Source organism: Klebsiella electrica, from assembly GCF_006711645.1.
GTDB classification, from domain to species: Bacteria; Pseudomonadota; Gammaproteobacteria; order Enterobacterales; family Enterobacteriaceae; genus Klebsiella; species Klebsiella electrica.
In genome coordinates this window covers 4,284,481-4,304,084 of record NZ_CP041247.1, presented here as the reverse complement: position 1 = coordinate 4,304,084, position 19,604 = coordinate 4,284,481, and the positions used below count along the sequence as shown (strand labels likewise).

General features: G+C 54.4%; 16 protein-coding genes, 3 tRNA genes and 3 rRNA genes. 14 read left to right on the top strand and 8 right to left on the bottom strand.

What is annotated here, in order from left to right:
* The first annotated feature begins 26 nt into the window (after window positions 1-26).
* The 3 genes from Electrica_RS20605 to tilS all read left to right on the top strand — a co-directional run bounded on the left by Electrica_RS20605 (window position 27) and on the right by tilS (window position 3,983).
* Window positions 27-2,183, top strand: coding sequence for a lysine decarboxylase LdcC (locus tag Electrica_RS20605; protein WP_100682486.1), 2,157 nt, complete (start codon window positions 27-29; stop codon window positions 2,181-2,183).
* A gap of 42 nt (window positions 2,184-2,225) precedes the next feature.
* Complete coding sequence (locus Electrica_RS20600; RefSeq protein WP_131049281.1) at window positions 2,226-2,615, top strand: VOC family protein; 390 nt, start codon at window positions 2,226-2,228, stop codon at window positions 2,613-2,615.
* 66 nt (window positions 2,616-2,681) lie between these two features.
* Complete coding sequence (gene tilS, locus Electrica_RS20595) at window positions 2,682-3,983, top strand: tRNA lysidine(34) synthetase TilS (RefSeq protein ID WP_142255928.1); 1,302 nt, start codon at window positions 2,682-2,684, stop codon at window positions 3,981-3,983.
* A gap of 15 nt (window positions 3,984-3,998) precedes the next feature.
* On the opposite strand, the gene rof is transcribed toward tilS, so the two are convergent.
* Window positions 3,999-4,259 (bottom strand): Rho-binding antiterminator, encoded by a 261-nt coding sequence (gene rof, locus Electrica_RS20590; RefSeq protein ID WP_100682484.1) that lies wholly within the window; start codon window positions 4,257-4,259, stop codon window positions 3,999-4,001.
* On the bottom strand, window positions 4,246-4,446 hold the full coding sequence (locus tag Electrica_RS20585; protein WP_100682483.1) for a YaeP family protein: 201 nt from the start codon (window positions 4,444-4,446) through the stop codon (window positions 4,246-4,248). Before Electrica_RS20585 ends, rof begins: the two co-directional genes overlap by 14 nt.
* Before the next feature lie 196 nt (window positions 4,447-4,642).
* On the opposite strand from Electrica_RS20585, the gene Electrica_RS20580 reads away from it, so the two are divergent.
* From Electrica_RS20580 to nlpE, 3 genes are read left to right on the top strand one after another with little or no spacing between them, the layout of a single operon-like run.
* Window positions 4,643-5,188: a YaeQ family protein gene (locus Electrica_RS20580; protein ID WP_141965293.1), complete on the top strand. Its 546-nt coding sequence runs from the start codon at window positions 4,643-4,645 to the stop codon at window positions 5,186-5,188.
* The gene (gene arfB, locus Electrica_RS20575) at window positions 5,185-5,598 is read left to right on the top strand and encodes an alternative ribosome rescue aminoacyl-tRNA hydrolase ArfB (RefSeq protein ID WP_100682481.1); all 414 of its coding nucleotides are present in this window, start codon (window positions 5,185-5,187) and stop codon (window positions 5,596-5,598) included. Before Electrica_RS20580 ends, arfB begins: the two co-directional genes overlap by 4 nt.
* A gap of 42 nt (window positions 5,599-5,640) precedes the next feature.
* Window positions 5,641-6,339 (top strand): envelope stress response activation lipoprotein NlpE, encoded by a 699-nt coding sequence (gene nlpE / locus Electrica_RS20570; RefSeq protein ID WP_141965292.1) that lies wholly within the window; start codon window positions 5,641-5,643, stop codon window positions 6,337-6,339.
* An 84-nt stretch (window positions 6,340-6,423) separates the two neighbouring features.
* Here nlpE and proS read toward each other — a convergent pair whose 3' ends face one another.
* The 6 genes from proS to metN form a co-directional block, all read right to left on the bottom strand.
* A complete protein-coding gene (gene proS / locus Electrica_RS20565; protein ID WP_131049283.1) occupies window positions 6,424-8,142 on the bottom strand; it encodes a proline--tRNA ligase in 1,719 nt (572 codons plus the stop codon).
* Window positions 8,143-8,253: 111 nt separating this feature from the next.
* Window positions 8,254-8,961 carry a tRNA (N6-threonylcarbamoyladenosine(37)-N6)-methyltransferase TrmO gene (gene tsaA, locus Electrica_RS20560; RefSeq protein WP_141965291.1) on the bottom strand — a complete coding sequence of 236 codons (708 nt, stop codon included), beginning with the start codon at window positions 8,959-8,961 and terminating at the stop codon, window positions 8,254-8,256.
* Window positions 8,958-9,365, bottom strand: coding sequence for an Rcs stress response system protein RcsF (gene rcsF, locus Electrica_RS20555; RefSeq protein WP_131049285.1), 408 nt, complete (start codon window positions 9,363-9,365; stop codon window positions 8,958-8,960). Before rcsF ends, tsaA begins: the two co-directional genes overlap by 4 nt.
* Window positions 9,366-9,473: 108 nt before the next feature.
* Entirely contained in the window at window positions 9,474-10,289 is an 816-nt protein-coding gene (locus Electrica_RS20550) for a MetQ/NlpA family lipoprotein (RefSeq protein ID WP_141965290.1), read from the bottom strand.
* An 82-nt stretch (window positions 10,290-10,371) separates the two neighbouring features.
* Window positions 10,372-11,025 (bottom strand): methionine ABC transporter permease MetI, encoded by a 654-nt coding sequence (locus Electrica_RS20545; RefSeq protein ID WP_100682475.1) that lies wholly within the window; start codon window positions 11,023-11,025, stop codon window positions 10,372-10,374.
* Window positions 11,018-12,049: a methionine ABC transporter ATP-binding protein MetN gene (gene metN, locus Electrica_RS20540; protein ID WP_131049286.1), complete on the bottom strand. Its 1,032-nt coding sequence runs from the start codon at window positions 12,047-12,049 to the stop codon at window positions 11,018-11,020. Before metN ends, Electrica_RS20545 begins: the two co-directional genes overlap by 8 nt.
* A 188-nt stretch (window positions 12,050-12,237) precedes the next feature.
* Between metN and gmhB the strand changes: the two genes are divergently transcribed.
* The 8 genes from gmhB to dkgB all read left to right on the top strand — a co-directional run bounded on the left by gmhB (window position 12,238) and on the right by dkgB (window position 19,582).
* A complete protein-coding gene (gmhB, locus tag Electrica_RS20535) occupies window positions 12,238-12,804 on the top strand; it encodes a D-glycero-beta-D-manno-heptose 1,7-bisphosphate 7-phosphatase (protein WP_141965289.1) in 567 nt (188 codons plus the stop codon).
* A gap of 361 nt (window positions 12,805-13,165) precedes the next feature.
* Window positions 13,166-14,705: ribosomal RNA gene (locus Electrica_RS20530) — 16S ribosomal RNA — on the top strand.
* Between the two features lie 70 nt (window positions 14,706-14,775).
* A tRNA-Ile gene (locus tag Electrica_RS20525) sits at window positions 14,776-14,852 on the top strand.
* Between the two features lie 109 nt (window positions 14,853-14,961).
* Window positions 14,962-15,037, top strand: a tRNA-Ala gene (locus Electrica_RS20520).
* A gap of 179 nt (window positions 15,038-15,216) precedes the next feature.
* Window positions 15,217-18,123 (top strand): 23S ribosomal RNA (locus Electrica_RS20515).
* Window positions 18,124-18,323: 200 nt separating this feature from the next.
* Window positions 18,324-18,439, top strand: a 5S ribosomal RNA gene (rrf, locus tag Electrica_RS20510).
* The 16S, 23S and 5S rRNA genes sit together here with 3 tRNA genes alongside, the layout of an rRNA operon.
* 98 nt (window positions 18,440-18,537) lie before the next feature.
* Window positions 18,538-18,614: transfer RNA gene (locus Electrica_RS20505), tRNA-Asp, on the top strand.
* A gap of 164 nt (window positions 18,615-18,778) precedes the next feature.
* Window positions 18,779-19,582, top strand: a complete 804-nt coding sequence (gene dkgB, locus Electrica_RS20500) for a 2,5-didehydrogluconate reductase DkgB (protein ID WP_131050784.1) — start codon at window positions 18,779-18,781, stop codon at window positions 19,580-19,582.
* The last annotated feature ends 22 nt before the right edge of the window (window positions 19,583-19,604 follow it).

The following is a 19,604-nucleotide window of genomic DNA, read 5'->3' as shown; positions in this document are numbered from 1 at the left end:
ACTCAGGTCAATTCCAGGAGGAAAGCGTGAATATCATCGCCATTATGGGGCCCCACGGCGTCTACCACAAAGACGAACCGATCAAAGAGCTGGAGGCGGCCCTGCAACGGCAAGGCTTTCAGACTATCTGGCCGCAAAACAGCGCCGACCTGCTGCAGTTTATCGAACATAATCCGCGGATCTGCGGGGTCATCTTTGACTGGGATGAGTACAACGCCGATCTGTGCAGCGATATCAATCAGCTGAATGAGTATCTCCCGCTATACGCCTTTATCAACGCGCATTCGACGATGGATGTCAGCAGCCAGGATCTGCGTATGACGCTGTGGTTCTTTGAATACGCGCTTGGTCTGGCAGAAGAGATAGCTACCCGAATCGCCCAGTACACGCGCGAATACCTGGATAACATCACGCCGCCGTTTACCAAAGCCCTGTTCAACTATGTGCAGGAGGGAAAATATACCTTCTGTACGCCTGGACATATGGGGGGAAGCGCGTACCAGAAAAGCCCGGTTGGCTGCCTGTTTTATGATTTCTTCGGCGGTAATACGCTGAAAGCCGACGTGTCGATTTCGGTCACCGAGCTGGGGTCGCTCCTCGACCACAGCGGGCCGCACCTGGAGGCTGAAGAGTATATCGCCCGCGCTTTTGGCGCCGAGCAGAGCTATATGGTGACCAACGGGACCTCGACGTCGAACAAAATTGTCGGCATGTATTCGGCGCCGGCGGGCAGCACGCTGCTGATTGACCGTAACTGCCATAAGTCACTGGCGCACCTGCTGATGATGAGCGATGTTGTTCCGCTGTGGCTGAAACCGACGCGTAACGCGCTGGGCATTCTGGGCGGCATACCGAAACGGGAATTCACTCGCGACAGCATTCAGCAGAAGGTCAATACCGCGAGCGGCGCCGGGTGGCCGGTACATGCGGTGATCACCAACTCCACCTATGACGGACTGTTGTATAACACCACCTGGATCAAAGAGACGCTCGATGTGCCCTCGATCCATTTTGATTCCGCCTGGGTGCCTTACACCCATTTCCATCCGATCTATCAGGGGAAAAGCGGGATGAGCGGCGATCGCATTCCGGGAAAGGTGGTCTTCGAAACGCAATCAACGCACAAAATGCTGGCGGCGCTGTCGCAGGCCTCGCTTATCCATATTAAAGGTAGCTACGACGAAGAGACCTTTAATGAAGCTTTTATGATGCACACCTCGACGTCGCCAAGCTATCCGATCGTTGCTTCGATAGAAACCGCGGCGGCGATGCTGCGCGGCAATTCGGGCAAGCGGTTGATCCAGCGCTCCATTGAACGAGCGCTGGATTTCCGCAAAGAGGTCCAGCGTCTGCGCGAAGAGTCTGATGGCTGGTTCTTTGATATCTGGCAGCCGGAGGATATTGAGCAGGTGCAGTGCTGGCCGGTGGCAAGCGGTGAGAACTGGCACGGTTTTAAAGACGCTGACGATAACCATATGTTCCTCGATCCGGTGAAGGTGACTATCCTGACGCCGGGAATGGATGAACAGGGCAATATGGATGACGAGGGGATCCCGGCGGCGCTGGTGGCGAAATTCCTTGATGAGCGCGGCGTGGTGGTGGAGAAAACGGGGCCCTACAACCTGCTGTTTCTGTTCAGTATCGGTATCGATAAAACCCGGGCGATGGGGTTGTTGCGTGGCTTAACCGAGTTTAAGCGCGCCTACGATCTCAACCTGCGGGTGAAGAACATGCTGCCGGATCTCTACGCGGAAGATCCCGATTTTTATCGCAATATGCGTATTCAGGATCTGGCGCAGGGGATCCATCGCCTGATCCGCCAGCACCAGCTGTCACAGCTGATGCTGAGTGCGTTTGATGTGCTGCCGGAAATGAAAATGACGCCACATCAGGCCTGGCAGCGGCAAATCAAAGGTGAAGTCGAAACCATTGAGCTGGAAAATCTGGTCGGGCGCATTTCGGCTAACATGATTCTGCCGTACCCGCCGGGCGTGCCGCTGCTGATGCCCGGTGAGATGATTACCGAAGAGAGCCGGGCGGTGCTCGATTTCCTGCTGATGCTTTGCTCGATTGGCCGCCATTATCCGGGCTTCGAAACGGATATCCACGGGGCGAAGCGCGATGACGACGGCGTCTACCGGGTACGAGTCTTAAAAAATGACCCACTGCTTGCGCCGCGTTAAGCGGCGCGAGTAACCTGGATGGTATTAACTGGAGGAGTAGATATGCTGGGTTTAAAACGGGTTCACCATATTGCTATCATCGCGACCAACTATGCGCAGAGCAAAGCCTTTTACTGCGATATCCTGGGCTTTACGTTGCAGAGCGAGTTCTATCGTGAAGAGCGCGACTCGTGGAAGGGCGATCTGGCGTTGAACGGCGAGTATGTCATTGAACTGTTCTCTTTCCCGTTTCCGCCTGCTCGTCCGAGCCGCCCGGAAGCCTGTGGGCTGCGTCACCTGGCCTTTAGCGTGGATGATATTGACGCGGCGGTGGCCCATCTGCAAGCGCATGGGGTGGCCTGTGAGGGGATTCGTATCGATCCTTTTACCGGCAAACGCTTCACCTTTTTTAACGATCCCGACGGCCTGCCGCTGGAGATTTATCAGCAGTAACCCTTGCCAGAGCGCGCCCGGCCCGGTAACGTGCCGGGCTATCTCCTTAGCGACACTATCAAGATGATGACGCCCGATATTGCGCAAACCCTACACCCCTGTCGTCAGTTTTTGATCGCCTTCAGCGGCGGTCTGGATTCGACGGTGCTTTTACATCAGCTGGTCTGCTGGCGTGAACGAGACCCGACGCTACAGCTGCGGGCCATCCATATCCACCATGGCCTGAGCGCGAATGCCGATAGCTGGGTTGCGCACTGCCAGCAGGTTTGTCAGCACTGGCAGGTGCCGCTGGTGGTCGAGCGCGTTACCCTGGCGGATGACGGACTGGGCGTGGAGGCGCATGCGCGTCAGGCGCGTTATCAGGCTTTCCGGATGGCGCTGCAACCGGGAGAAGCCCTGGTGACGGCTCAGCATCTCGACGATCAGTGTGAAACCTTCCTGCTGGCGCTCAAACGCGGCAGCGGCCCAACCGGGCTGGCGGCGATGGCGACATCCTCCGAATTTGCCGCTACGCGGCTGCTGCGTCCTCTGCTGAATACCCGCCGTGAAACGCTGCTCCAGTGGGCGCTGGCCCATCAGCTCAGCTGGATTGAGGACGAGAGCAATCAGGATGATACCTACGATCGTAACTTCCTCCGTCTGCGCGTCGTTCCGCAGCTAAACGCGCGCTGGCCCCACTTTACCGAGGCGGTCGCCCGTAGCGCCAGCCTGTGCGGCGAGCAGGAGCAGTTGCTGGATGAACTGCTGGCGGAAGATTTGGCAAAACTGGTGGCGAATGACGGTTCGTTAGCTATCGACGCGCTGGCGTCCATGAGCGCGCCGCGCCGTGCCGCGCTGCTGCGGCGCTGGCTGGCCGGGCACTCTGCGCCGATGCCCTCGCGCGAGGTGCCGGAGCGAATCTGGCGTGAAGTCGCGTTGGCGCGGGAGGATGCCTTTCCCTGCTTGCGTCTTGGCGATTTTTCCGTGCGTCGTTATCAGCAGCGGCTGTGGTGGGTCAGATATCAACCCGGTCAGACGGACGCGGTGCTAGCGTGGCCGGATTACCGCCAGCCGCTGCGGTTGCCGGCAGGCCTTGGCGAGCTGACGCTGCGGCCAGGCGGACCGTTACGCGCCCCGCGTGGTGAAGAGTCGGTGACGGTGCGCTTTCGCGCCAGCGGAAATCTGCATATTGTCGGCCGTCACGGCGGCCGCAAGCTGAAGAAAATCTGGCAGGAGCTGGGGGTTGCCCCCTGGCGCCGCGATACGACTCCGCTGCTGTTTTACGGCGAGACGCTGATTGCGGCGGCGGATTCGCTGTTCGTCACCTGCGAAGGGGCCGCGCGGGAAGGCGAGGGGACAGAGATGATATGGAGGAAAACGGGCGGCTGAGCCACCCGTTTTTATTCAGGACTCACTGACCACCACGGTACCGATTTCCGGGTGGCTGAAGCTGGCGATTTTATCCAGGCGTAGCTCGCGAATGTTTCCGCTCAGGTCCACCACCAGATACTCGATATTTTTGCGCGAGATAAGATCGTTTGCCTTCGCTTGCAGCTGCTCACCATCTTTGAGCGTCAGGACAAGCACCAGGTGATGCTGGCAGGCAAGTTCGAGGTTGTCATAATCATCACAATTGATGGGTTGATAAGTATCATTCATTGACATAATCGCTCACCAGTAAGTTTGCTGCCGCACAGGCGGCCTTTTCCCTGACTGACTCCGAAAGGGCCTCATCCGCCGCAATTTCATTCAATACTTTCAACACGCAACCCAGCGCGTCTGAAATATACCCTAGGTCTCCGCTGGCTATTTCCGCATACCGTTTGCGTATTAACTCACAATATTGGTCCACATGCCCTCCTGTCAGTATTCTGACTCAACCGTGGGATGTAAGTTTAAGCCTACGAAGATACACTCTGTTTAGCAAGGTGACTATACCATAGTCATTTAAGCAATATCAGCAGGATGAAAAGAGAGCCGCCGATTGTCGGCAGCCTTTTGTCGTGAGTTTCGTTACAATGTCCGCCATTTATTTCAGGAGTGTATTCATGGCGCTGAAAGCGACAATTTATAAGGCTACGGTGAACGTCGCCGATCTCGATCGCAACCAGTTTCTGGATGCCAGCCTGACGCTGGCTCAACATCCGTCGGAAACCCAGGAGCGTATGATGCTTCGCCTGCTGGCGTGGATCAAATACGCCGACGATCGTCTGCAGTTTACCCGCGGTCTGTCGTCAGATGATGAGGCGGAGCTGTGGCTGCTCAACGATCATCTCGGCGTTGACCTGTGGATCGAGCTTGGTTTGCCGGATGAGCGGCGGATTAAAAAAGCGTGTTCGCGGGCTCAGGAGGTGGCGCTTTTTGCCTACAACAGCCGGGCGGCGGAAATCTGGTGGCAGCAGAACAAGAGCAAAATGGCGCAGTTTAGCAAGCTGACGGTGTGGTATCTGGATGATGAGCAGCTCGCCCGGCTCAGCGCTTTTGCCGATCGTTCAATGGTGCTGCAGGCGACGTTACAGGACGGCGGCATCTGGCTATCTGACGCTAAGAATAATCTGGAAATTCATTTAGCGGCGTGGCAGCCGTCGGCATGATTACGATTAGCCGCAGCGTGGTGATTGCGGATGAAGAGATAACCCTGTCCGGGATACGCGCGCAGGGTGCGGGCGGTCAGCACGTGAATAAAGCGTCTACCGCCATCCATCTGCGCTTTGACATAAAAGCATCCAGCCTGCCTGACTCTTATAAAGAACGCTTACTGGCCGCCAGTCACCACTTAATTTCTGCCGATGGTGTGGTTATCATTAAGGCTCAGGAATATCGCAGCCAGGAAATGAATCGTGAAGCGGCCATTTCTCGTCTGGTTGCGTTAATACAAGAATTAACCGCAGTGCAAAAAAGTCGCCGTGAGACCCGGCCGACCCGGGCGTCAAAAGAGCGTCGTCTTGCCTCGAAGGCGCAAAAGTCCTCAGTCAAAGCACTGCGTGGGAAAGTTCGTCAGTAAGCGGCATGGCGAACGGGTGGAATGGATTATAAGGAATTCACAGTGAAGAAAATCGTACTCTCCGTTGCGCTAGCGTGTTCGTTCTTTGCGCTATTTGGCTGCAATCATCGTTCGGATGTCGAGATGCTGCAGCCAGCGCCGATGGCCGAACTGAAGCCGATGCAGCAAAGCTGGCGCGGTATTTTGCCCTGCGCCGATTGTGAAGGGATTGAAACCTCGTTGTTCCTCGAAAAAGATGGCAGCTGGGTAATGAACGAACGCTATCAGGGGGTCAGTCATGAGCCGTCATCGTTAGCCTCTTACGGGACCTGGGCGCGGACCGCAGATAAGCTGGTACTGACCGACAGCAAAGGTGATAAGTCCTACTATCGCGCGAAGGGGGAAACCCTCGAGATGCTCGATCGGCAAGGCAACCCCATTGAGTCGACGCTCAACTACACCCTGAAATCGGTCCAGGCCAGCCTGCCGACCACGCCGATGACGATGCGCGGGATGTATTTCTATATGGCGGACGCGGCCACCTTCACCGACTGCGCGACCGGTAAGCGGATCGCGGTGGCTAACAATGCCCAGCTTGAGCGCGATTATGCCGCCGCTCGCGGGACGCAAACGCGCCCGGTACTGCTGGTGGTGGAAGGGCACTTTACGCTGGAAGCCAATCCCGATAGCGGGGAGATGGTGAAAACGCTGATGGCGGATAAAGATATTAAATTCGTGCCGGGCAAAGACTGTAACCAGTAAGTCGTTTTCTCGCGAACGCGGCAAACAGCGTTGAAATAAAAAAAGGCCCCGCTTCAGCGGGGCCTTTTACGTTTAGCGGTGGGGTCAGCCTTTGATAGCGTTAACCAGGTAATTCACGATATCGCCGGTTTTGATCAGCTGCTTCTCGCCGTTGCGACGATATTTGTATTCAATATCGTCATTGTCGAGGTTTCGATCGCCGAGCACGATGGTATGCGGAATACCAATCAGCTCCATATCGGCAAACATCACGCCCGGACGCTCTTTACGATCGTCCATCAGCACTTCGATGCCCTGTGCGCGCAGTTCGCTATACAGCTTCTCTGCCAGTTCCTGCACGCGGTAGGATTTGTGCATGTTCATCGGCAGGATGGCGACCTGGAACGGCGCAATCGCGTCTGGCCAGATAATACCGCGATCGTCATGATTCTGCTCAATGGCGGCAGCCACCACGCGGGTTACCCCGATACCGTAGCAGCCCATCGTCAGCACCTGGTTACGACCGTCTTCACCCTGCACCGAGGCGTTCATCGCCTGGGAGTACTTGGTCCCCAACTGGAAGATGTGACCCACTTCGATGCCACGCTTAATCAGCAGCGTGCCCTGACCATCCGGGCTCGGATCGCCGGCGACAACATTACGGATATCAGCGACTTCCGGGGTCGCCACATCGCGATCCCAGTTAATACCGAAGTAGTGTTTGCCATCGATATTGGCGCCGGCAGCGAAATCGCTCATGGCCGCCACGGTACGGTCGATAACCAGCGGAACCGTCATGTTGACCGGACCGAGAGAGCCAGGGCCCGCTTTGACGATAGCGCGGATCTCTTCTTCGGTGGCGAAAGTCAGCGGGCTGGCAACCTGCGCCAGTTTTTCTGCCTTCACTTCGTTCAGCTCATGGTCGCCGCGCACCAGCAGGGCAACCAGCGGATAGCTGCTGCCTTCAACGGCTTTGACCAGCAGCGTTTTGACGGTTTTCTCAACCGGCAGGTTGAACTGCTCAACCAGCTCGGCGATGGTTTTCGCATTCGGCGTATCGACCAGGGTCATCTCCTGAGTGGCCGCTGCGCGCGGCGCTTTCGGCGCGATCGCTTCCGCAAACTCAATATTGGCCGCAAAGTCGGAGCTGTCAGAGAAGATCACGTCATCTTCGCCGCTCTGCGCCAGAACCTGGAACTCATGAGAAGCACTACCGCCGATTGAACCGGTATCAGCCTGTACCGCGCGGAAATCGAGACCCATACGGGTGAAGATTTTGCTGTAGGCGGCATACATCGCATCGTAGGTCTCTTGCAGCGATTCCTGAGAGGTATGGAAAGAGTAGGCATCTTTCATCAGGAATTCACGGGAGCGCATCACGCCAAAGCGCGGGCGAACTTCGTCACGGAACTTGGTCTGAATCTGGAAGAAGTTCAGCGGCAGCTGCTTATAAGAGTTCAGTTCGTTACGGATCAGGTCGGTAATGACCTCTTCATGCGTCGGGCCGAGCACAAACGGACGATCGCCACGGTCAACGAAACGCAGCAGTTCCGGACCATACTGTTCCCAGCGACCGCTCTCCTGCCACAGGTCCGCTGGCTGAACTACCGGCATGGACACCTCGATGGCACCAGCGTTGTTCATCTCTTCACGCACGATGTTTTCGACTTTTTTCAGGACGCGCAGACCGGTCGGCAGCCAGGTATACAACCCGGAGGCCAGCTTGCGGATCATCCCGGCGCGCAGCATCAACTGATGGCTGATGACTTCGGCGTCGGCAGGTGTCTCCTTTTGAGTGGAGAGCAGGTATTGGCTAGTACGCATGTTGTTACGGTTCCATTTGGACGATCGGAACAGGCTGGGGGACCAGCCTGAAACAAAAAAGTGGTTTAGTTTACCAGTGTGGCAAAGATGCCAAAAGAGAGGAAAATAAAATTAGCGCGCTTCAAGAGAAAAGACTTCAAAACCGGACGGAATCACCCGCCAGCGGACGTTAAAATCGAGCAGCCAGACGGCATAGGTTTTTCCCGCTTCTTCCTCTTTACGATAGGCCGGCCGCGGATCCTGGGCCAGCACCTCGCAGATGAACGCTTTAAGGCGCGGATAGCGCTTTTCCAGGGCGAAGAGCTGCGCCTGCGTTTCAGGGGTAAAGCTGACCGCCATCTCCGCCTGCGGCGCCTGCTGGGCGTAGCTGGCGCTGGCATCCGGCAGCGCTTCGGCAAACGGCAGATAGGGTTTGATATCGACGACCGGCGTACCGTCAACCAGATCCAGACTGCCAAGCTCCAGGATGACCCGATCTTTATGGCAGCGGATGCCTTTTAGTTCAACCAGTGACATCCCAATGGGATTCGGGCGAAACGTCGAACGCGTAGCGAACACGCCCATGCGCGCATTGCCGCCGAGGCGGGGCGGGCGCACGGTGGGTCGCCAGCCGCCTTCCATCGTCTGATGGAAAACAAACAGCACCCACAGATGACTGAATGCTTCCAGGCCGCGTACGGCATCAGCCTGGTTATAAGGGGGCAGCAGATGCAATTCGCCGCCGCCATGTTTGACCAGGCCTGGCTGGCGCGGGACGGCAAATTTTTCTTTATATGGCGAGCGAATAACGCCTATCTGCGTAAACTGAAAAGCACTCATTGCGCCGAGACATCAAGCGCTGACCCCAGGCAAACGGCCTGGCGATAGCAACCTGGCGTGCCGCTGGTGACTTCACAGCGGTGCAGAAGGACCGCGTTGGCTTTCATTCTCGCGGCGTTGATTTGCAGACGCTTGCGTGCGGTTGGGATATTGGGCGGCGAGTCCTGATTGCTGGCCTGGCATGATTCGCCGGTCACCTCACCGAGATCGCGAAATGGCTTCCCGACCAGTGCGGAGGCATCGGTATAAATTCTTACTGGCGCCGGGCGTACGGCTTTCGGTTTGGCTGGTTCCGTTTTAGCCGGTGCGGTTGCGGTACTTTGTACAGGCTCGACGGGAGATCTGCTTAGCATGGAACAGCCGCTTAACATGAGTGCTAATAAACAGACCGGTAAAGCACGCATAGTATTTCCTCAATAAAAGATCAAACAGGGCGCTATTGAATCAGGCGCTTGCATAAATGACAAGACGGGCATAAAGCCCGTCCTGAATGATATTACGGTGAACAGAGATTACCAGCCTTTCACTGCACCGCCGTTAAAGATTTTGTTAGCGGCTTCATAAACTTCATCGCTCTGGTAAGCCTGAACAAATTTCTTAACATTTTCCGCATCTTTGTTGTCTTCACGAGCAACAATCAGGTTTACGTACGGGGAGTCTTTATTTTCTACGAAAATACCGTCTTTGGCTGGGGTCAGGCCGATCTGGCTGGCGTAGGTGGTGTTGATGACTGCCAGCGCAATCTGTGCATCGTCGAGGGAACGCGGCAGCTGCGGTGCTTCCAGCTCAACAATCTTCAGGTTTTTCGGGTTTTCAATGATATCCAGGGCGGTCGGCAGCAGACCTACGCCTTCTTTCAGTTTGATAAGGCCCACCTGTTGCAGCAGCAGCAGGGAACGACCGAGGTTGGTCGGATCGTTAGGAATAGCAATCTGGGAGCCTGGCTGCAGCTCATCCAGTGATTTGATTTTTTTGGAATAACCGGCAATCGGATAGACAAAAGAGTTGCCCACGGCAACCAGTTTGTAGCCACGGTCTTTAATTTGCTGATCGAGGTACGGTTTGTGCTGGAACGCGTTCACGTCGATATCGCCTTTGCTCAATGCTTCGTTCGGCAGAACGTAATCGTTAAAGGTCACCAGCTCAACATCGAGACCGTATTTCTCTTTCGCCACTTTTTGTGCCACTTCAGCAACCTGCTGCTCGGCACCCACGATGACGCCGACTTTAATGTGGTTCGGATCTTTTTCATCCTGACCACAACCCACCAGAGCCAGAGAACCGATTAATGCGCCAACTGCCGCAAAGGTTTTGAAATTAAAGGCCATGTTATTTCCTTCTGTAAGAGTCTGTGTATACACGAGTCATTGGGCCGTGCGAAGACGGCCCAATGAGGTGGTGTAGATAATGTTATTTGTGAGTCACAGCCCGGACGATGCGATCGCCAGAGAATTGGATTAAATAAACCAGAATAACCAGTAATACCAGCACGGTATTCATTACCGTAGCATTGTAGCCGATATAGCCGTACTGATAGCCAATCTGCCCCAGACCGCCGGCGCCCACCGCCCCGCCCATCGCGGAATAGCCGACCAGCGTGATGAGGGTGATGGTTGCGGCGTTGACCAGACCCGGCAGCGCTTCAGGCAGCAGCACTTTACGCACGATCTGTATCGGCGTGGCGCCCATCGCGCGGGATGCCTCGATAAGCCCGGTTGGAATTTCCAGCAGCGCATTTTCCACCATACGGGCGATAAACGGCGCCGCGCCAACCGTCAGCGGCACAATGGCGGCCTGCAGCCCAATGGACGTACCGACAATCACGCGGGTGAAAGGAATCATCCACACCAGCAGGATAATGAAAGGAATGGAACGGAAAATGTTAACCAGCGCGGACAGCGTCCGGTACAGTTTTGCGTTGGCGACAATCTGTCCTGGGCGGGTGACGTACAGCAGCACACCTACCGGCAGGCCGATAACGAAACCGAAAAAGCCGGAGACGAACGTCATGGCCAGCGTTTCCCACACGCCGCGCAACAGCAGCCAAATCATTGCCTCAGACATATCCCAGTACCTCTACTTTTACATGGTGTTCCTGCAACCAGGCGATAGCCGCCTGGGTATCTTCCTGCGTGCCGTGCATCTCAGTCAGCATGATGCCGAACTTCACGCCGCCGGCGTAATCCATCTGCGCGCTAATAATGTTGTTATTTACATTAAAGCGACGGGCGGTTTCAGAGAGCAGCGGAGCGTCGACAGAATGGCCGGTGAACTCCATGCGCAGCATAGGAACGCTATCGGGCAGCGCGGTCGGCTTCAGGCGTGCCTGGTAGTCGTCCGGAATATCCAGATGCAGCGTGGATTGAATAAATTGCTGGGCCAGCGGGGTTTTCGGGTGAGAGAAGACCTCACTCACCGTATCCTGCTCGATCAACTGGCCATTGCTGATAACCGCGACGCAATCGCAGATGCGTTTGACGACATCCATCTCGTGCGTAATCAGCAGAATAGTCAGGCCCAAACGACGGTTGATATCTTTCAGCAGCTCCAGAATGGAGCGCGTGGTTGCCGGGTCCAGGGCGCTGGTGGCTTCGTCACACAGCAGCACCTTCGGGTTGCTTGCCAGCGCGCGAGCAATCGCCACACGCTGTTTCTGGCCGCCGGAAAGGTTCGCCGGGTAGCTGTCATGTTTATCGGCAAGACCGACCAGATCCAGCAGTTCAGTGACGCGGCGTTTAATCTCCGCCTGCGGGGTATTGTCCAGTTCCAGCGGAAGCGCCACATTGCCGAAGACGGTGCGCGAGGCCAGCAGGTTAAAGTGCTGGAAAATCATGCCAATCTGGCGACGCGCGCGGGTCAGCTCTTTTTCAGACAGCGCTGTCAGCTCCTGGCCGCCAACCTGGACACTGCCTTCGGTCGGACGTTCAAGCAGGTTAACGCAGCGAATCAACGTACTTTTACCGGCGCCGGATGCGCCGATCACGCCATAAATTTGTCCGGCAGGGACATGCAGGCTGACATTATTCAGCGCCTGTATAGTGCGATTCCCCTGCTGGAACACTTTGGTGATATTCGAAAGTTTAATCATCAGTTATTTATTATCGTTTAGCCGTTTGCCGTGGCATTTTCTTCTGCCGTGTCCAGGCGATGCCTGTCAATGAAATGGATGTTAAGGCATCCAGACGTCTAAATCAATCTGCCTCTGTATAATGAGCACTTTCTTGCCTCCAGAAACATGCGATACTAATCAGACTAGCCTTTATCAGGAGTAAACCGGTGGCAAAGTCAGTACCCGCAATTTTTCTCGACCGTGACGGCACGATTAATGTCGATCATGGCTATGTCCACGAAATCGACAACTTTGAATTTATCGATGGCGTCATTGACGCGATGCGTCAGTTAAAGGAGATGGGATTCGCCCTGGTGGTGGTCACCAATCAGTCCGGCATTGCGCGCGGTAAGTTCACGGAAGCGCAGTTTGAAACGCTGACCGAATGGATGGACTGGTCTCTGGCCGATCGCGGTATCGACCTGGATGGCATCTATTACTGTCCGCACCACCCGCAGGGGACGGTTGAAGAGTTTCGTCAGACCTGTGATTGCCGCAAGCCGCAACCGGGGATGCTGATCTCGGCGCGCGACTATCTGCATATAGATATGGCCGCTTCTTATATGGTTGGCGATAAAGTGGAAGATATGCAGGCCGCTGCCGCCGCATCTATTGGGACTAAAGTCCTGGTTCGTACCGGTAAGCCGGTCACGTCGGAAGCGGAAAACGCCGCCGACTGGGTGCTGAATAGCCTGGCAGACCTGCCGGAAGCCATCAAAAAGCAGCAAAAATAGGCGTTAAGTACAAAAGATGAGCGGTTGAAATAAAAATGCATTTTTCCGCTTGTCATTCCCGTTCGGCTCCCTATAATGCGCCTCCATCGACACGGAACAACGGCAAACAAGCCGCCGGGTTGAAAGAGAAAACTTCTGAAGAATGAGGTTGACTCTGAAAGAGGAAAGCGTAATATACGCCACCTCGCGACAGAGCGCTAAAGCGCGTCGCAACTGCTCTTTAACAATTTATCAGACAATCTGTGTGGGCACTCAAAGTGACATGGATTCTTAACGTCCTCGGACGAAAAATGAATACCAAGTCTCAGTGAGTGAACATACGTAATTCATTACGAAGTTTAATTCTAAGAGCATCAAACTTAAATTGAAGAGTTTGATCATGGCTCAGATTGAACGCTGGCGGCAGGCCTAACACATGCAAGTCGAACGGTAGCACAGAGAGCTTGCTCTCGGGTGACGAGTGGCGGACGGGTGAGTAATGTCTGGGAAACTGCCTGATGGAGGGGGATAACTACTGGAAACGGTAGCTAATACCGCATAACGTCGCAAGACCAAAGTGGGGGACCTTCGGGCCTCATGCCATCAGATGTGCCCAGATGGGATTAGCTAGTAGGTGGGGTAACGGCTCACCTAGGCGACGATCCCTAGCTGGTCTGAGAGGATGACCAGCCACACTGGAACTGAGACACGGTCCAGACTCCTACGGGAGGCAGCAGTGGGGAATATTGCACAATGGGCGCAAGCCTGATGCAGCCATGCCGCGTGTATGAAGAAGGCCTTCGGGTTGTAAAGTACTTTCAGCGAGGAGGAAGGCGGTGAGGTTAATAACCTCATCGATTGACGTTACTCGCAGAAGAAGCACCGGCTAACTCCGTGCCAGCAGCCGCGGTAATACGGAGGGTGCAAGCGTTAATCGGAATTACTGGGCGTAAAGCGCACGCAGGCGGTCTGTTAAGTCAGATGTGAAATCCCCGGGCTCAACCTGGGAACTGCATTTGAAACTGGCAGGCTTGAGTCTTGTAGAGGGGGGTAGAATTCCAGGTGTAGCGGTGAAATGCGTAGAGATCTGGAGGAATACCGGTGGCGAAGGCGGCCCCCTGGACAAAGACTGACGCTCAGGTGCGAAAGCGTGGGGAGCAAACAGGATTAGATACCCTGGTAGTCCACGCTGTAAACGATGTCGACTTGGAGGTTGTTCCCTTGAGGAGTGGCTTCCGGAGCTAACGCGTTAAGTCGACCGCCTGGGGAGTACGGCCGCAAGGTTAAAACTCAAATGAATTGACGGGGGCCCGCACAAGCGGTGGAGCATGTGGTTTAATTCGATGCAACGCGAAGAACCTTACCTACTCTTGACATCCAGAGAACTTAGCAGAGATGCTTTGGTGCCTTCGGGAACTCTGAGACAGGTGCTGCATGGCTGTCGTCAGCTCGTGTTGTGAAATGTTGGGTTAAGTCCCGCAACGAGCGCAACCCTTATCCTTTGTTGCCAGCGATTTGGTCGGGAACTCAAAGGAGACTGCCAGTGATAAACTGGAGGAAGGTGGGGATGACGTCAAGTCATCATGGCCCTTACGAGTAGGGCTACACACGTGCTACAATGGCATATACAAAGAGAAGCGACCTCGCGAGAGCAAGCGGACCTCATAAAGTATGTCGTAGTCCGGATTGGAGTCTGCAACTCGACTCCATGAAGTCGGAATCGCTAGTAATCGTAGATCAGAATGCTACGGTGAATACGTTCCCGGGCCTTGTACACACCGCCCGTCACACCATGGGAGTGGGTTGCAAAAGAAGTAGGTAGCTTAACCTTCGGGAGGGCGCTTACCACTTTGTGATTCATGACTGGGGTGAAGTCGTAACAAGGTAACCGTAGGGGAACCTGCGGTTGGATCACCTCCTTACCTGAAAGAACCTGCCTTTGTAGTGCTCACACAGATTGTCTGATGAAAAAGTAGCAGTAAAAATCTCTGCAGGCTTGTAGCTCAGGTGGTTAGAGCGCACCCCTGATAAGGGTGAGGTCGGTGGTTCAAGTCCACTCAGGCCTACCAAATTCGCCTCCGTGCTGTGTTACGGCGATGCTCGCATACTTCAGTATGCTTCGCACCACCGCGCCTTGCCCGGAAACGAATTAGGATAGAGAGATTAGCATTTTACGATGGGGTTATAGCTCAGCTGGGAGAGCGCCTGCCTTGCACGCAGGAGGTCTGCGGTTCGATCCCGCATAGCTCCACCATCCTTTACTGCTGCACAACAAGAAAACTTCAGAGTGTACCTGAAAAGGTATGCTGCGAAGTTTTGCTCTTTAAAAATCTGGATCAAGCTGAAAATTGAAACGACACACATGTTATGTGTGTCCGAGTCTCTCAAATTTTCGCAACACGAGCTGTTTTACGAAACAGTTTCGGGTTGTGAGGTTAAGCGACTAAGCGTACACGGTGGATGCCCTGGCAGTCAGAGGCGATGAAGGACGTGCTAATCTGCGATAAGCGTCGGTAAGGTGATATGAACCGTTATAACCGGCGATTTCCGAATGGGGAAACCCAGTGCAATTCGTTGCACTATCGTTAAGTGAATACATAGCTTAACGAAGCGAACCGGGGGAACTGAAACATCTAAGTACCCCGAGGAAAAGAAATCAACCGAGATTCCCCCAGTAGCGGCGAGCGAACGGGGAGCAGCCCAGAACCTGAATCAGTTTGTGTGTTAGTGGAAGCGTCTGGAAAGTCGCAGGGTACAGGGTGATACTCCCGTACACTAAAATGCACAGGCTGTGAGTTCGAAGAGTAGGGCGGGACACGTGGTATCCTGTCTGAATATGGGGGGACCATCCTCCAAGGCTAAATACTCCTGACTGACCGATAGTGAAGCAGTACCGTGAGGGAAAGGCGAAAAGAACCCCGGCGAGGGGAGTGAAAAAGAACCTGAAACCGTGTACGTACAAGCAGTGGGAGCACCTTCGTGGTGTGACTGCGTACCTTTTGTATAATGGGTCAGCGACTTATATTCTGTAGCAAGGTTAACCGAATAGGGGAGCCGCAGGGAAACCGAGTCTTAACTGGGCGTTAAGTTGCAGGGTATAGACCCGAAACCCGGTGATCTAGCCATGGGCAGGTTGAAGGTTGGGTAACACTAACTGGAGGACCGAACCGACTAATGTTGAAAAATTAGCGGATGACTTGTGGCTGGGGGTGAAAGGCCAATCAAACCGGGAGATAGCTGGTTCTCCCCGAAAGCTATTTAGGTAGCGCCTCGTGAACTCATCTTCGGGGGTAGAGCACTGTTTCGGCTAGGGGGTCATCCCGACTTACCAACCCGATGCAAACTACGAATACCGAAGAATGTTATCACGGGAGACACACGGCGGGTGCTAACGTCCGTCGTGAAGAGGGAAACAACCCAGACCGCCAGCTAAGGTCCCAAAGTCATGGTTAAGTGGGAAACGATGTGGGAAGGCACAGACAGCCAGGATGTTGGCTTAGAAGCAGCCATCATTTAAAGAAAGCGTAATAGCTCACTGGTCGAGTCGGCCTGCGCGGAAGATGTAACGGGGCTAAACCATGCACCGAAGCTGCGGCAGCGACGCGTATGCGTTGTTGGGTAGGGGAGCGTTCTGTAAGCCGTTGAAGGTGGCCTGTGAGGGTTGCTGGAGGTATCAGAAGTGCGAATGCTGACATAAGTAACGATAAAGCGGGTGAAAAGCCCGCTCGCCGGAAGACCAAGGGTTCCTGTCCAACGTTAATCGGGGCAGGGTGAGTCGACCCCTAAGGCGAGGCCGAAAGGCGTAGTCGATGGGAAACAGGTTAATATTCCTGTACTCGGTGTTACTGCGAAGGGGGGACGGAGAAGGCTATGTCGGCCGGGCGACGGTTGTCCCGGTTTAAGCATGTAGGCGGAGGTTCCAGGTAAATCCGGTACCTTATTAACGCTGAGGTGTGATGACGAGGCACTACGGTGCTGAAGTGACAAATGCCCTGCTTCCAGGAAAAGCCTCTAAGCATCAGGTAACAACGAATCGTACCCCAAACCGACACAGGTGGTCAGGTAGAGAATACCAAGGCGCTTGAGAGAACTCGGGTGAAGGAACTAGGCAAAATGGTGCCGTAACTTCGGGAGAAGGCACGCTGATGGTAGGTGAAGCGACTTGCTCGTGGAGCTGAACTCAGTCGAAGATACCAGCTGGCTGCAACTGTTTATTAAAAACACAGCACTGTGCAAACACGAAAGTGGACGTATACGGTGTGACGCCTGCCCGGTGCCGGAAGGTTAATTGATGGGGTTATCCGTAAGGAGAAGCTCTTGATCGAAGCCCCGGTAAACGGCGGCCGTAACTATAACGGTCCTAAGGTAGCGAAATTCCTTGTCGGGTAAGTTCCGACCTGCACGAATGGCGTAATGATGGCCAGGCTGTCTCCACCCGAGACTCAGTGAAATTGAACTCGCTGTGAAGATGCAGTGTACCCGCGGCAAGACGGAAAGACCCCGTGAACCTTTACTATAGCTTGACACTGAACACTGGTCCTTGATGTGTAGGATAGGTGGGAGGCTTTGAAGTGTGGACGCCAGTCTGCATGGAGCCAACCTTGAAATACCACCCTTTAATGGCTGGTGTTCTAACGTAGACCCGTTATCCGGGTTGCGGACAGTGTCTGGTGGGTAGTTTGACTGGGGCGGTCTCCTCCCAAAGAGTAACGGAGGAGCACGAAGGTTAGCTAATCCTGGTCGGACATCAGGAGGTTAGTGCAATGGCATAAGCTAGCTTGACTGCGAGCGTGACGGCGCGAGCAGGTGCGAAAGCAGGTCATAGTGATCCGGTGGTTCTGAATGGAAGGGCCATCGCTCAACGGATAAAAGGTACTCCGGGGATAACAGGCTGATACCGCCCAAGAGTTCATATCGACGGCGGTGTTTGGCACCTCGATGTCGGCTCATCACATCCTGGGGCTGAAGTAGGTCCCAAGGGTATGGCTGTTCGCCATTTAAAGTGGTACGCGAGCTGGGTTTAGAACGTCGTGAGACAGTTCGGTCCCTATCTGCCGTGGGCGCTGGAGAATTGAGGGGGGCTGCTCCTAGTACGAGAGGACCGGAGTGGACGCATCACTGGTGTTCGGGTTGTCATGCCAATGGCATTGCCCGGTAGCTAAATGCGGAAGAGATAAGTGCTGAAAGCATCTAAGCACGAAACTTGCCCCGAGATGAGTTCTCCCTGACTCCTTGAGAGTCCTGAAGGAACGTTGAAGACGACGACGTTGATAGGTCGGGTGTGTAAGCGTAGCGATACGTTGAGCTAACCGATACTAATGAACCGTGAGGCTTAACCTTACAACGCCGAAGCTGTTTTGGCGAAGAGACGAGATTGATTTTCAGCTTAGATTACAGATTAGCGAAAACGAAAGATTTTGCGCTGAGGCAAGGCGGCAAGCGAAGTAAAGGAAGGAGCATACAGGAGTATGTGACTGAGTTTACGAGCGAAGGCAACGCAGCATCAGAGTAAAAGATTCGTTTTGAGCACCAAGAATTTGCCTGGCGGCACTAGCGCGGTGGTCCCACCTGACCCCATGCCGAACTCAGAAGTGAAACGCCGTAGCGCCGATGGTAGTGTGGGGTCTCCCCATGTGAGAGTAGGGAACTGCCAGGCATCAAATTAAGAACGCAATCACAGCGATGTTGTGAGTAGTTCGACAGTTAAAGTAGTCAACCGGGGTGACAACCGGTAGCAGTAAAACAGAATTCGGTGGAGCGGTAGTTCAGTCGGTTAGAATACCTGCCTGTCACGCAGGGGGTCGCGGGTTCGAGTCCCGTCCGTTCCGCCACTTATTAAAAGCCCTGAGCATTTGCTCAGGGCTTTTTCTTTTTCCGTCGAACTATTGTTGCTGTTTCAGCAAAAATCCTCTGCATTTATCGATCTTTTTCCCCTCCGTCGCCTCAGCCATAATCATTCTCAATGAGTTAACACTAAGTAAAAACGAGGAATTTTATGGCAATCCCTGCATTTGGTCTTGGAACCTTCCGTCTGAAAGATGATGTGGTTATCGCATCGGTAAAAACGGCGCTGGAACTGGGCTACCGTACGATTGATACAGCTCAGATTTATGATAACGAGGCCGCTGTCGGCCAGGCTATTGCAGAAAGCGGTGTGCCGCGTGATGAGCTGTTTATCACCACCAAAATCTGGATTGAGAACCTGAGTCCGGAAAAACTTATCGCCAGTCTTGAAGAGAGCCTGCAGAAGCTGCGTACAGATTATGTCGATCTGACGCTGATCCACTGGCCTTCGCCGAACGATACCGTTGCCGTCGAAGCATTTATGCCTGCACTTCTGGCCGCGAAAAAGCAGGGGCTGACGCGCCAGATTGGTATCTCTAACTTTACGATTCCGCTCATGGAACGTGCGATTGCCGCCGTTGGCGCTGAAAATATCGCCACCAATCAGATTGAGCTCTCGCCATACCTGCAAAACCGCAAGGTGGTGGAGTGGGCCGCGGAACACGGTATCCATATCACTTCTTACATGACGCTGGCTTATGGTAAGGCGCTGAAAGATGAAGTGATCGCCCGTATTGCCGCGAAACACAATGCGACGCCGGCACAGGTGATTCTGGCCTGGGCGATAGGTGAAGGCTACGCCGTGATCCCGTCTTCCACGAAGCGCGAAAATCTGGCGAGTAATTTGAAGGCTCAGGATCTGCAGTTAGATGAGGAGGATCGCAAAGCGATCGCCGCGCTGGATTGCAACGATCGCCTGGTTAGCCCGGAAGGTCTTGCCCCTGAGTGGGATTAAAATAATTAACCCTCTGTAGCCC